14 protein-coding genes and 1 pseudogene are annotated in these 12,623 nt (G+C 71.1%); 4 read left to right on the forward strand and 11 right to left on the reverse strand.

Annotated elements, in window-relative coordinates; genetic code table 11:
• Positions 1-83: 83 nt before the first annotated feature.
• The 3 genes from ACIRA5_RS45305 to ACIRA5_RS45315 form a co-directional block, all read right to left on the reverse strand.
• Complete coding sequence (locus tag ACIRA5_RS45305; protein WP_403701969.1) at positions 84-1,169, reverse strand: prephenate dehydrogenase; 1,086 nt, start codon at positions 1,167-1,169, stop codon at positions 84-86.
• The gene (gene aroH / locus ACIRA5_RS45310; RefSeq protein ID WP_403701972.1) at positions 1,166-1,528 is read right to left on the reverse strand and encodes a chorismate mutase; all 363 of its coding nucleotides are present in this window, start codon (positions 1,526-1,528) and stop codon (positions 1,166-1,168) included. The genes ACIRA5_RS45305 and aroH overlap by 4 nt, the downstream gene beginning before the upstream one ends.
• 155 nt (positions 1,529-1,683) lie before the next feature.
• Positions 1,684-2,118, reverse strand: coding sequence for a YidB family protein (locus ACIRA5_RS45315; RefSeq protein WP_403701975.1), 435 nt, complete (start codon positions 2,116-2,118; stop codon positions 1,684-1,686).
• A gap of 224 nt (positions 2,119-2,342) precedes the next feature.
• Here ACIRA5_RS45315 and ACIRA5_RS45320 point away from each other — a divergent pair, with 224 nt between their 5' ends.
• The 4 genes and pseudogenes from ACIRA5_RS45320 to ACIRA5_RS45335 all read left to right on the forward strand — a co-directional run.
• Positions 2,343-3,011: a hypothetical protein gene (locus ACIRA5_RS45320; protein ID WP_403702051.1), complete on the forward strand. Its 669-nt coding sequence runs from the start codon at positions 2,343-2,345 to the stop codon at positions 3,009-3,011.
• A gap of 50 nt (positions 3,012-3,061) precedes the next feature.
• Positions 3,062-3,646: a DUF6529 family protein gene (locus ACIRA5_RS45325; protein WP_403701979.1), complete on the forward strand. Its 585-nt coding sequence runs from the start codon at positions 3,062-3,064 to the stop codon at positions 3,644-3,646.
• On the forward strand, positions 3,643-4,080 hold the full coding sequence (locus ACIRA5_RS45330) for a Rieske (2Fe-2S) protein (protein ID WP_403701981.1): 438 nt from the start codon (positions 3,643-3,645) through the stop codon (positions 4,078-4,080). The genes ACIRA5_RS45325 and ACIRA5_RS45330 overlap by 4 nt, the downstream gene beginning before the upstream one ends.
• Positions 4,081-4,099: 19 nt before the next feature.
• A pseudogene (locus ACIRA5_RS45335) lies at positions 4,100-4,885 on the forward strand (DNA polymerase beta superfamily protein); the annotation flags it as partial.
• Here the strand turns inward: ACIRA5_RS45335 and ACIRA5_RS45340 are convergent.
• The 8 genes from ACIRA5_RS45340 to ACIRA5_RS45375 form a co-directional block, all read right to left on the reverse strand.
• Complete coding sequence (locus tag ACIRA5_RS45340) at positions 4,781-5,563, reverse strand: DNA polymerase beta superfamily protein (RefSeq protein WP_403702054.1); 783 nt, start codon at positions 5,561-5,563, stop codon at positions 4,781-4,783. The pseudogene ACIRA5_RS45335 and the gene ACIRA5_RS45340 overlap by 105 nt on opposite strands.
• A gap of 28 nt (positions 5,564-5,591) precedes the next feature.
• Entirely contained in the window at positions 5,592-6,617 is a 1,026-nt protein-coding gene (locus tag ACIRA5_RS45345) for an ADP-ribosylglycohydrolase family protein (RefSeq protein WP_352051360.1), read from the reverse strand.
• Positions 6,614-7,357, reverse strand: coding sequence for an NUDIX hydrolase (locus ACIRA5_RS45350; protein WP_403701984.1), 744 nt, complete (start codon positions 7,355-7,357; stop codon positions 6,614-6,616). The genes ACIRA5_RS45345 and ACIRA5_RS45350 overlap by 4 nt, the downstream gene beginning before the upstream one ends.
• Before the next feature lie 269 nt (positions 7,358-7,626).
• Positions 7,627-8,799 (reverse strand): pseudouridine synthase, encoded by a 1,173-nt coding sequence (locus tag ACIRA5_RS45355; RefSeq protein ID WP_403701987.1) that lies wholly within the window; start codon positions 8,797-8,799, stop codon positions 7,627-7,629.
• Positions 8,799-9,455 carry an SMC-Scp complex subunit ScpB gene (scpB, locus tag ACIRA5_RS45360; protein WP_351699047.1) on the reverse strand — a complete coding sequence of 219 codons (657 nt, stop codon included), beginning with the start codon at positions 9,453-9,455 and terminating at the stop codon, positions 8,799-8,801. The genes ACIRA5_RS45355 and scpB overlap by 1 nt, the downstream gene beginning before the upstream one ends.
• Positions 9,452-10,633: a segregation and condensation protein A gene (locus tag ACIRA5_RS45365; RefSeq protein ID WP_403701990.1), complete on the reverse strand. Its 1,182-nt coding sequence runs from the start codon at positions 10,631-10,633 to the stop codon at positions 9,452-9,454. The genes scpB and ACIRA5_RS45365 overlap by 4 nt, the downstream gene beginning before the upstream one ends.
• Before the next feature lie 18 nt (positions 10,634-10,651).
• Complete coding sequence (locus tag ACIRA5_RS45370) at positions 10,652-11,221, reverse strand: hypothetical protein (protein WP_075027826.1); 570 nt, start codon at positions 11,219-11,221, stop codon at positions 10,652-10,654.
• Positions 11,206-12,333 (reverse strand): ParA family protein, encoded by a 1,128-nt coding sequence (locus ACIRA5_RS45375; protein WP_075027827.1) that lies wholly within the window; start codon positions 12,331-12,333, stop codon positions 11,206-11,208. The genes ACIRA5_RS45370 and ACIRA5_RS45375 overlap by 16 nt, the downstream gene beginning before the upstream one ends.
• Positions 12,334-12,623 lie beyond the last annotated feature (290 nt).

Raw genomic sequence — 12,623 nt, forward strand, 5'->3', positions numbered from 1 at the left:
GCGCCGGCCTCCGGCCCGTCGGCGACAGCTGATGAGCCCATGCCACGGCCCGCCGTGCAGGCCGCCCCGGGCCGCAGGCGGCCCTACTGCCGCAGCGCCCAGCCCCGTTCCCGCAGTGCCGTGCTCAGTACCGGTGCCGCCTTCGGGTCCACCATCAGCTGGACGAGGCCGGCCTGCTGTCCGGTCGCGTGCTCGATGCGTACGTCCTCGATGTTGACCCCGGCGGCCCCCGCGTCGGCGAAGATGCGGGCCAGCTGGCCGGGCTGGTCGTCGATGAGGACGGCCACCGTCTCGTACGTCAGAGGCGCGGCACCGTGCTTGCCGGGGACGCGGACCTGGCCCGCGTTGCCGCGGCGCAGGACGTCCTCGATGCCGCCCGCGCCCTCGCGCCGCTTGGCCTCGTCGGAGGACTGCAGGGCCCGCAGGGCCTGGACGGTCTCGTCGAGGTCGGCGGAGACGTCCGCGAGGAGATCGGCGACCGGGCCCGGGTTCGCGGAGAGGATGTCGATCCACATCCGGGGGTCGGAGGCCGCGATCCGGGTCACGTCACGGATGCCCTGCCCGCACAGCCGTACCGCCGCCTCCTCCGCGTTCTCCAGACGTGCGGCGACCATGCTGGACACCAGGTGCGGCATGTGGGAGACGAGCGCGACCGCGCGGTCGTGGGCGTCGGCGTCCATGACGACCGGGACGGCACGGCAGTGCGACACCAGCTCGAGGGCGAGGTTCAGGACTTCGGTGTCCGTGTCCCGGGTGGGGGTGAGGACCCAGGGGCGGCCTTCGAAGAGGTCGCCCGTCGCGGCCAGCGGACCCGATTTCTCGCGGCCCGACATGGGGTGCGAACCGATGTACGCGGAGAGGTCGAGGCCGAGCGCCTCCAGCTCGCGGCGCGGTCCGCCCTTGACGCTCGCCACGTCGAGGTAGCCGCGCGCGACCCCCCGCCGCATGGCGTCCGCGAGTGTCGCCGCCACGTGCGCCGGCGGTGCCGCCACGATCGCGAGGTCCACGGGCCCGCCGGGCGCCTGGTCGGTGCCGGCGCCGAGCGCGGCCGCCGTACGGGCCTGCTCCGGGTCGTGGTCGGTGAGGTGGACGATGACGCCCCGCTGGGAGAGCGCGAGGGCCGCCGACGTACCGATCAGCCCGGTTCCGATGACGAGCGCGGTTCTCACTGGGCGATGTCCTTGCGCAGCGCGCCCGCGGCACCCAGGTAGACGTGCGCGATGTCGGCGCGGGGCTTGTCGGACTCGATGTGCGCGAGGACCCGTACGACCCGGGGCATCGCGCCTTCGATGTCCAGCTCCTGCGCGCAGATCAGCGGTACGTCGACGATGCCGAGCTTGCGGGCGGCGGCGGCCGGGAAGTCGCTGTGCAGATCGGGCGTCGCGGTGAACCAGATGCTGATGAGGTCGTCGGTGGTGAGACCGTTGCGCTCCAGGACGGCGGTGAGCAGCTCGCTGACCTGCTCGTCCATGTGGGCGGCCTCGTCCCGTTCCAGTTGGACGGCGCCCCGGACCGCTCGTACCGCCACGGTGTCACTCCTCGCTGAGCCGAGCTACGTACCTGTCGTATCTCGTCGTATGTCGTCGTGTCTCGCCTTGCCACACCAGCGTAGTCAGGCCGCAACGCGCGAGTGCGCGGCGCCCGCCTGACGAGACGGCCGCCGCGCACGGAAAGAAGCACGTCTCAGAGCGACTGCTGCTTGAGGAGGTCCTCCAGGGAGGCGCCCGGCTGCGGCAGCTCTCCGCTCGGAGTCAGTTTGTCGACCGCCTGGGGCAGGTGCTGGGCGATCTGGTCCGCGGCCTCCTGCCGGCTGACGCCGGCCTGTGCGGCGACCTCCTGGAGGGTGCTGTCGGGCAGGGCCTGGGCGATCTGCTCACCGCTGACGGGCTTGTTCTCGCCCGTGCCGATCCACGACTGGGCCTGGTCCATCAGGCCCGACTTGGTGAGCATGTCGAGCAGGCCGCCCAGAGGATTGCCGCCGGCCGCCTGGCCACCACCGCCGCCCAGGGTGCCGAGCAGCGCGCCGAGGATGTTGCCCGCGCCGGAACCGCCGGTACCGCCCTGGCCGCCTCCGCCGAGGAGACCGCCGAGCAGGCCGCCGAGATCGTTACCCGCCATGGTCACGCCTTTCGAGAGGTGCGTTTCGGGGAGTGTCTGGGGAATGTCCTTCGGGGGTGCGACCGGGCGCAGGCCACCGCCGGGCCCGGGCCTCCGCCAATGTGACCCGAATCGCCCTGTTCCGCCACTTGTAGTGAGAACACACCCGTGCGCCTCTGGACGCCGGGGCACGGGTCCGCTCTCATGGCAGGAGACCCGCCTCGGGGGAGGCCCGCATGGCCCGTATGAAGCGCCCAGGACCGCTGCTCACCCTTCTGGCGGGGCTCCTGCTCGCCGTGTTCATCCTGACGCTCAACGCGACGACGGGGACGACGAACGCGTCCTCCTCGTACCAGGAGGCCTCACCCAGCGCCACGCCGCAGACGAGCCCGCCACCCACCACTACGCCGCCGTCGTCGAGCCCCCCGTCCCCTTCGAAGAGCGCGCCGCCGAACGCCGACTACGCGGGCCGCACCGACGACAGCTCCTCCGCGGTCGCGGTCTCCCTGCGGGGTGGCAAGGCGATCGCGTACTTCTGCGACGGCCGGAGCAAGGAGTCGTGGCTGAAGGGCGACGTCAAGGACGACGGCACCATGCGGCTCACCGGCAAGAACGGCGCAGAGCTGAACGGCACGCTCAAGGACGGCAGGAGCATCCGCGGCACCGTCGACCTCGGCGGGCAGCGCTACGCGTTCACCGCCGACAAGGCGGTCAAGCCGTCCGGGCTCTACCGCGCGACCGCCCGCGTGCGCGGCGCCAAGCTCGACGGCGGCTGGATCGTGCTGCCCGGCGGCAAGCAGGTCGGCATCCTCGACCGGGACGGCAGGCCCGCGGCGGCGCCGACGATCGACCCCCGGACCGGCACGGTGACGGTCGACGGACAGACACTCACCGCCTCGCCCGTCACTCCATGACCCGTTACTCCAAGACCCGTTCGTGAACCCTTTCCTGATCGGGAGCCGATATGACCGTGGATCCGAACGCCGCCACCCAGGGCTTCCCCTCTCCCCCGCCCGCCCACCGCCGCCCGGGCGCGGCCCGCTATCTCGTCCCCGCCCTGGTCGCCGCGGCGGTCGCGGTCGGCCTCGGCGCCTACGGCAAGGGGCACCACCCGGCGGGGACCGCCTTCAACCTGGCGGGCTTCAGCAGCACGGGCGCGGTGAAGTCGTGGCTGGCGACGACGGCCTTCGGCTTCGCGCTGGTCCAGTCGGTCTCGGCATTCATGGTCTACGGGAAGCTACCCGGGCCGAGCTGGGCGCCGACGCTGCATCGCTGGTCGGGACGGGTCGCGTTCCTGGTGGCGGTGCCGGTCGCGGTGCACTGCCTGTACGCATTGGGCTATCAGACGTACGAACCGCGGGTGATGTGGCATTCGCTCCTGGGTTGCTTCTTCTTCGGTGCATTTAGTGCCAAAATGCTCTTGCTCCGCTCGGAGCGACTGCCCGGCTGGCTGCTGCCCCTGGTCGGAGGACTCGTCTTCGTCGTCCTCACGGCCATCTGGCTGACGTCGGCTCTCTGGTTCTTCCGCACGTTCGGAGTGACGACATGACGAACCCCCCGGCTCGGCGCACGGTTCTCGGAACGGGCGCGGCCTTCCTGCTCGCGGGGTGCAGCAAGTACGGCGACAGCAACAGTTCGTCGGCGGCCTCCCCCACCGCGACCCCCTCCCCGATCGCCTCCTCCAAGCCCTCGGCCGGCCGGGAACTCGCCGAGAAGAGCGACATCCCGGTCGGCGGCGGCAAGGTCTTCAAAGACCAGAAGGTCGTGGTCACCCAGCCGAAGAAGGGCGAGTTCAAGGCCTTCTCGGCGATCTGCACCCATCAGGGCTGCACGGTGAACAAGGTCGCCGACGGCACCATCGACTGCCCCTGCCACGGCAGCAAGTACCGCATCACCGACGCCTCGGTGGTCCACGGCCCGGCCACGCGTCCCCTGCCCGCGGAGAAGATCACGGTGAAGGGAAAATCGATCTTCCTGGCGTGAGCGGGCACGTACGCTCCAGGACATGCATTCCGAGACCCCGGTGTCCCTGGTGCGCGACCACACGATCTACTCCTGCGTGATGGGTTCGCGCGCCTTCGGGCTGGCCACGGACGGCAGCGACACGGACCGCCGGGGTGTGTTCCTCGCGCCGACCCCGCTCTTCTGGCGCTTCGAGAAGCCTCCGACCCACGTCGAGGGGCCGGCCGAGGAACAGTTCAGCTGGGAACTGGAGCGCTTCTGCGCCCTCGCGCTGCGCGCCAACCCGAACATCCTGGAGTGCCTGCACTCCCCTCTCGTCGAGTACGTCGACGAGACGGGTCGCGAACTCCTCGCCCTGCGCGAGGCGTTCCTCTCCCGCCAGGTGCACGACACGTTCGCCCGCTACGCGCTGGGTCAGCGCAAGAAACTGGACGCCGACGTCCGGCAGCACGGCGCCCCGCGCTGGAAGCACGCCATGCACCTCCTGCGCCTCCTCATGAGCTCCCGTGACCTGCTGCGCACCGGCGCGCTGACGATCGACGTCGGCTCGCAGCGCGAGACTCTGCTCGCGGTGAAGCGCGGCGAGGTCCCGTGGCCCAAGGCCGAGGCCTGGATGTCCCGGCTGGCGGCCGAGGCGGCCCAGGCGGCCGTCCACAGCCCCCTGCCCGCGGAACCGGACCAGGCCCGCGTCGAGGACTTCCTCCTGCGCACCCGCCGCGCCTCAGCCCTCCGCGCGGACTTCGAAGCCCCCCGGACCCTCCAGCCGGACCCGGACGACGAACGCGTGCAGGGCGTCGTACGCGGACGGAGCGTCCGGCAGCGCTGAGGCGTCCTGCGCCAGGTCCAGCACGCCGTGCAGTCGCTCCACGTCGGCCGCCACACGCGCGGGGTCGACGTCCGCGTCCCCGTGCTCCCGCTCCGCCTTCGCCGCGATCAGGTCGGCCAGATACACGGGAGCCTCCCCGACCTCCGCGACCAGCGTGCGCAGATCGGCCTGCACCTCGCCGCCGCGCATCAGATGAATGCCGGTGAGCAGCACCCGGAACGTGTAGAGCAGCGGCTTGAGTTCACCGGTCTTCTCGAAGAGCCGCCACTGGGTCGCCGCGAAACCCCGGTAGTGGTGGGCATGGTGGGAGGTGAGGACTCCGGGGGCGAGCGAGACCAGCTCGCGGTGCGCCTCCCCGGTGTGCACGACCAGGGGCGAGAGCAGCTGCTCCAGCACATAGCCGTTGCGCCGCAGCATCAGCCGTACGAACTTGCGCAGGTCGTGGGTGACGAGGTCCATCTCGACGCCGTCCCGGTCCCACATCCGCGACCGGGTCTCCTCCGGCTCGCGCAGGCCGACCAGTTCGGCCGTCGGCAACAGGTGCACACCCCGCAGGTCGACATCCGAGTCGCGGGACGGGAAGCCGTACAGATGCGCCCCGGAGACGGTGGCGAACAGCACCGGGTCGGGCTGCTCGGCCACCACACCCGCGAGGTCGATGTCCAGGACGTCGGCGATCATCGTCCAAGCATCCCAGAGCCGCCTCTCAGGCGTCCCAGAGCGCCCCCAGCGACATGAGGTCGCTCTGGTACTCGATGCGGTCGGCCCACTCCGTCGGCCAGGCGTCGGAGCCGTGGTGGGCGCCGGCGAACGCGCCCGTGAGACAGGCGATGGAGTCGGAGTCGCCGGAGGTGCAGGCCGCGCGGCGCAGCGCGGTGACGGGCTCGTCGACGAACTGCAGGAAGCAGAGCAGTCCGGTGGCGAGCGCCTCCTCGGCGATCCAGCCCGCGCCGGTGGCCAGGCACGGGTCGCTCTCGGGCGAGGCGGTGCGCACGGCGTCCTGAAGGCGGTCGAGGACCTCCAGGCACTCGTCCCACCCGCGTTCGATGAAGTGCTCCGGTGTGGGGTCCTGGCTCCGGGTCCACAGGTCGCCGAGCCAGCGGGAGAGGTAGCGGCCGCGGTTCTCCTGGGCGTACGCGCGCAGGAGGCCGATCAGTTCGGTCGGCTCGGCGCCACCGGCGAGGAGCCACACGGCGTGGGCGGTGAGGTCCGAGGCGGCGAGCGCGGTGGGATGGCCGTGGGTGAGCGCCGCCTGCAACTGCGCGGCGCCCGAACGCTGTTCCTCGCTCAGCCCCCGTACGAGCCCGACGGGCGCCACCCGCATGTTGGCCCCGCACCCCTTGGAGCCGATCTGGCTGGCCTCCTGCCAGGGCCGGCCCTCGGTCTTCAGGAGGTTGCAGGCCACGAGGCAGGTGCGGCCGGGCGCGCGATTGTTGTCGGGCGACTGGTACCAGTCCACGAACTCCTCGCGCACCGGCCGTTCCATCCGCAGCGGTGTGAGCAGGCCGCGGTCCATCGCCGTCCGCAGCCCCCGCCCCAGCGCCAGCGTCATCTGCGTGTCGTCCGTGACGATCGCGGGCCGCGGCAGCTTCATCTCCCGCCAGGGGCCGAACTTGGCCAGGATCGAGGGGACGTCGTTGAACTCGGTCGGGAAGCCCAGCGCGTCACCGAGGGCGAGACCGAGCAGGGATCCGGTGGCGGCGTGCTTCGCGAGCGTCGGGGTGGTGGTCATGAGGGCCGTCCTTCCGAAGGGGGGCGCAGCAGGGGTGGCAGCAGGGTGGTCGCGCCGCCCGCGCGGTAGAGCGCGGCGGGTTTGCCGCGGCCCCCGGTCAGGCGTGCGGCCCCCGGGACCGGTTCGACGAACCCGGGCGTGGCGAGGACCTTGCGCCGGAAGTTGGGCCGGTCGAGGACGGCGCCCCACACCGTCTCGTAGATCCGCTGCAGCTCACCGAGGGTGAACTCGGGCGGGCAGAAGGACGTGGCGAGACAGGTGTACTCGAGCTTGGCGCCGACGCGTTCGTGGGCGTCGGCGAGGATGCGGACGTGGTCGAAGGCGAGCGGGCCGGCCGAGCCGTACGGCAGCCAGCGGGCCTGTGCCGCGTCACCGCCGCCGTGCGGCTCGGGAGGGTCGGGGAGCAGCGCGGCGAACGCGACGGAGACGACCCGCATTCTCGGGTCGCGGTCGGGTTCGCTGTAGGTCCGCAGCTGTTCCAGGTGGAGGCGGGAGAGGTCCGGGATGCCGGTCTCCACGGCGAGTACACGCCGGGCGGCCGTCTCCGCGGATTCCTTCGGCAGCACGAAGCCGCCGGGCAGTGCCCAGCGGCCGGCGTACGGTTCCTGCCCCCGTTCGACGAGCAGCACCTCGAGTGCGCCCGCGCGGACGGTCAGGACGGCGAGGTCGACGGTGACGGCGAAGGGTTCGAAGGCGTACTTGTCGTAGCCCTCGGGAGCGAGGCCTCCCCTTGCGCGCAAGTCACCCGCCCCCGGTTCCGCACGAGCCGTGCCGGTCATGACCGGCACGAGTAATAGTCAGTACGACTATAAAAAGCCGAACCGCGCCCTACAAGACCTCGGGCGCGGTTCTCGGCACATCCGTGCTCTCGACACATCCATGCTCGCGGCACATCCGCGACAGAAGCCCTCAGCGGCCCCTGGAGCGCGTCGGAGCCCCGCCGTGCCCCCCGAGGGCGGTGAAGGCGGGCGGAGGGCACACAGCGCCCTCCAGGGCCGTCGGGCGAGGCCTAGAGATCGACCTCCTGCATGAGCATCCCGACCTCGGTGTTCGACAGGCGGCGCAGCCAGCCCGACTTCTGGTCGCCCAGGGTGATCGGACCGAAGGCCACGCGCACGAGCTTGTCGACCGGGAAGCCGGCCTCCGCGAGCATGCGGCGCACGATGTGCTTGCGGCCCTCGTGCAGGGTCACCTCGACGAGGTAGTTCTTGCCGGTCTGCTCGACGACGCGGAAGTGGTCCGCCTTGGCGTACCCGTCCTCCAGCTGGATGCCGTCCTTGAGCCGCTTGCCCAGGTCGCGCGGGATGGGACCCACGATGTGCGCGAGGTAGACCTTCTTCACGCCGTACTTGGGGTGGGTCAGCCGGTGCGCCAGCTCGCCGTGGTTGGTGAGCAGGATGACGCCCTCGGTCTCGGTGTCGAGCCGCCCGACGTGGAAGAGCCGCGTCTCGCGGTTCGTCACGTAGTCACCGAGGCACTGCCGGCCCTCCGTGTCCTCCATGGTCGAGACCACACCGGCCGGCTTGTTCAGCGAGAAGAACTGGTACGACTGCGTGGCAACGGTCAGACCGTCGACCCGGATCTCGTCCTTCTCGGGGTCGACGCGTAGCCCCTGCTCCAGGACGATCTGGCCGTTGACCTCGACCCGGGCCTGCTCGACGAGTTCCTCACAGGCACGCCGGGAGCCGTAGCCAGCACGCGCGAGCACCTTCTGCAGGCGCTCACCCTCCTCCTCGGCGCCCGGGAAGGTCTTGGGCAGCTTGACGTCAGGCTTGCCCGCATACCGGTCCCGGTTGCGTTCCTCGGCCCGCGTCTCGTACTCGCGGGAACGCGCGGGCTCCGTACGGCCGCCGCGCTGCTGGCCCTGCTTGGGGCCGCCCTTGGCGCCGCCGCGGGCCGCGTTGCCGCGCCCGGACTTCGGGCCTTCGTGGGACGCGGCGGGGCCTACGTCGTAGCGGCGCTCCTCGGGGCGGGGCTTACCGGCGCGCTTCGGCCTGTCGTCGCGCCCTCCCGCGCTCCTCGGCTGGGAGCCGCCCCCACCGGTGCCCCGGGGGTTGCCGCTCCCGCCGGTCCCGCGGGGGTTGCCGCCTCCGCCGGTCCCGCGGGGATTACCGCCTCCACCGCTACCGCGCGGGTTGCCGCGCCCGCTGTTCCTGCCACTGCCGCTGCCACTGCTTCGCATCAAAGTTCCGTCGTCGTCGTGTCGTCTGCATCTGCATCCGGTGCATCCGGATCGAACGACGGGACCCCTTCCAGCGTCTCGGCCTCGATCGCGTCCGCCTCGGGGAGGAAGGGCGCGAGCTCCGGGAGCTCGTCCAGACCGCGCAGGCCCATTCGCTCCAGGAAGTAGTTCGTCGTCACGTACAGGATCGCACCTGTTTCGGGTTCCGTGCCCGCCTCCTCGACCAGACCGCGCTGCAACAGGGTGCGCATCACACCGTCGCAGTTCACTCCGCGGACCGCCGAGACCCTGGATCGGCTGACCGGCTGGCGGTACGCGACGACCGCCAGGGTCTCAAGCGCCGCCTGGGTGAGCCGGGCCTGCTGCCCGTCGAGAACGAAGCGTTCGACGGCCGCCGCGTATTCGGGCCGGGTGTAGAAACGCCAGCCCCCCGCGATGAGCCGAAGCTCGAAACCGCGGCCCTGGACGGTGTACTCGTCGGCCAGCTCCCGCAGCGCGTCCTTGATCTGCCGTTTGGGCCGCTCCAGGATCTTCGCGAGGTGCTCCTCGGTCGCGGGCTCGTCCACGACCATGAGGACGGCCTCCAGGGCGGGCTTCAGATCGAGGTCGGCGACGGTACGCAGGCCCGCCGGGACGTCGGTGGTCTCCTGGTTCACGCCTTGTCCTCCTTGGCGCCGTCCTTGATCTTGTCGTCCTTGGTGCCGCCGTCCTTGGCCCGGTCGTCCTTGGCCGGCTCCGGCGGGCGGTCGAACTCGTCCGTCACCCTCGGCTGACCGTCGCCTTCGCCGCCCGTCCAGCGCACCATGAGCTCCCCGAGGGCCTCCTCCTGATCGAGGGCGACGGCCTTCTCCCGGTAGAGCTCCAGCAGGGCCAGGAACCGGGCCACGACGGTGAGGGTGTCCTCGGTGTCCTCGACGAGGGCGCGGAAACTGGCCTCCCCGAGCTCCCGCAGCCGCGCCACCACGATCCCGGCCTGCTCCTGCACGCTCACCAGCGGGGCGTGGATGTGGTCGACGTACACCTGCGGCTTGGGCTTGGGCTGCATCGCCTTCACGGCGAGCCTGGCGAATCCTTCCGCCCCGATGCTGATGACCACCTCGGGCAGCAGCTCGGCGTGGTGGGCTTCCAGCCCGACGGTACGCGGGTAACGGCGGCCCTCTTCCTCCAGCCGGGCGTTGAAGATGTCCGCGATCTGCTTGTAGGCGCGGTACTGGAGCAGCCGCGCGAACAGCAGGTCCCGGGCCTCCAGCAGCGCCAGATCCGCCTCGTCCTCGACCTCGGCGGCCGGGAGCAGCCGCGCGGCCTTCAGATCGAGCAGCGTCGCCGCGACGACCAGGAACTCGGTCGTCTGGTCGAGGTCCCAGTCGGGCCCCATCGCCCTGATGTGCGCCATGAACTCGTCGGTGACCTTGGACAGCGCCACTTCGGTGACATCGAGCTTGTGCTTCGAGATCAACTGGAGCAGCAGGTCGAACGGCCCCTCGAAGTTCGCGAGCCGCACCTTGAAGACCCCGTCACCGGCCTCGGCCTGTGCGGGAGGCTCGGCCGGAGGCTCAAGCGCCCTGTCCGCCGGGAGGTGCACCGCCGGAGGCTCGGGCGCCGTCTCCGCGGCGGCCTCGACGGGCTCCTCGACGGGCTTCTCGACCGACTCCTCGACGGGCTCCTCGACCGGCTCGGCTCGACCGTCGGTCGGCGGCCCCTCGGCCGACTCGACGCGCTCCTCGGGCCGCCCGTCCCGCTCCTCCGTCGGGACCGGCGTCGCGCCGGGGCCCCGCCCCAGGACACGGCGACGGCCGCCGGAGCCGGCGGGGACAGAGGTGTCGTTCGAGGTCATAGCCGTCGCAGGCTACCGCTACCGCCCGCGAAGCCGTCGTACGAGGATGCTCGCGTCCCCGCGGGATTCAAGATCGGCGAGTACGACGGCGACCGCCTCGCGGACGATCCGGCCGCGGTCGACCGCGAGCCCGTGCTCCCCGCGGAGCACCAGCCGGGCGTGCTCGAGGTCCATGAGCTCCTCGGCGGACACGTACACCGTGATCTTCTCGTCGTGCCGCTCCCGCCCGCTGGGCCGCCGGTTGGCGGCGCGGGAGCGCTTGCTGCCGCGGGCTGGCTGCCCGCCGGCGCCCTCCTGCGTCGCCTGGCGCCGCGCCGAGCGCTCCGGGGCCGTACCCCGGCTGCGGGACTCTCCCGCGTCCGCCTCGGCGTCCGCCGCCACGTGTTCGTCGCCCTCGCCGTCACCGCCCTGCACGGGCACCGACTGCGGCGCGTCCTCCGCGACGGCGGCCGGGTCGCTCTCACCGGCCGGAGCCGGTACCCGGGCCTCGCCGTTGGTCCGGCGGGTGGGGGTGGAGGACTGGAGCGCCATGCCCCCGGTGGTACGGAACAGTTCGTCGGCCCCCGGCAGACTCACTCGGCGTGACACCGGGCGAGCACCTCCCTGGCGAGCTGGCGATAGGCGGCGGCACCGACGGAGTTGGAGGCGTACGTGGTGATCGGCTCACCGGCGACGGTGGTCTCCGGGAAGCGGACGGTCCGGCCGATCACCGTGTGGTAGACGTGATCGTCGAACGCCTCGACCACGCGCGCGAGCACCTCACGGCTGTGCACCGTGCGGGAGTCGTACATAGTGGCGAGGATGCCGTCGAGCTCCAGCTCGGGATTGAGCCGCTCCTGGACCTTCTCGATGGTCTCGGTGAGCAGCGCGACACCGCGCAGGGCGAAGAACTCGCACTCGAGCGGCACGATCACCTTGTGGGCCGCCGTGAGGGCGTTGACGGTGAGCAGGCCGAGCGAGGGCTGACAGTCGATCACGATGTAGTCGTAGTCGGCCATCAGCGGCTTCAGCGCACGCTGGAGCGTGGACTCGCGCGCGACCTCGGACACCAACTGCACCTCGGCGGCGGACAGGTCGATGTTGCTGGGCAGCAGGTCCATGTTCGGGACCGCCGTCTTCAGGAGCACCTCGTCGGCCGCCATGCCCCGCTCCATGAGCAGGTTGTAGACGGTGAGGTCGAGCTCCATGGGGTTGACGCCGAGGCCCACGGAGAGCGCGCCCTGCGGGTCGAAGTCGACGAGCAGGACCCGGCGTCCGTACTCCGCGAGCGCGGCGCCCAGGTTGATGGTCGACGTCGTCTTGCCGACGCCGCCCTTCTGGTTGCACATCGCGATGATCGTCGCGGGGCCGTGGCTGGTCAGCGGACCCGGGATCGGGAAGTAGGGCAGCGGGCGTCCGGTCGGTCCGACGCGCTCACGGCGCTGACGGGCCGCGTCGGGCGCGAGCGTGGCCGCGTACTCCGGATCGGGCTCGTACTCGGCGTCGGGGTCGTAGAAGTGCCCCTCGGGCAGTTCGTCGTAGTCGGCGAAGTGGGTGTGGTTCCCGCCACTTCCGTTGCCGGCCATGGCGTTCACGTGATGGCCATCCATGCTCTGGTGTGCTGTCTGAGTCATCCGGGGACTCTTTTGCGCTGCGAAGGTTCGGACAGCGACGGAGCCGACAGCCTCGAGCCCCGTGGGGCCCTGGCCCCGCGCCGGCATTCCTGGTTGACCACCCCCGGGAGTAAATGTCGACTCATTCACAAGTCGTCTTACCTCCTTGGTGACCAGGAAACTTCTAGATAGGTCAGCGTGGCACCATGCCGACGGTTGGCGACTCTATGGCGTGTCACCGGTCCGCAGCAACACAATCCGCCGGACCCGACCCGATGTGTCGGCAACCGAACACCCCTCTGTCAAGGGCGTAAGGCCGTCGCACAGCAGGTTTCACGGGTGTGCGAATCGGTTAAACGGTTACGTTCGTGGCGAGTTGAACGAGTGTCGCAAAGTGA

Source organism: Streptomyces sp. NPDC096311 (genome assembly GCF_044763085.1).
In the GTDB taxonomy this organism is placed as follows: Bacteria; Actinomycetota; Actinomycetes; order Streptomycetales; family Streptomycetaceae; genus Streptomyces.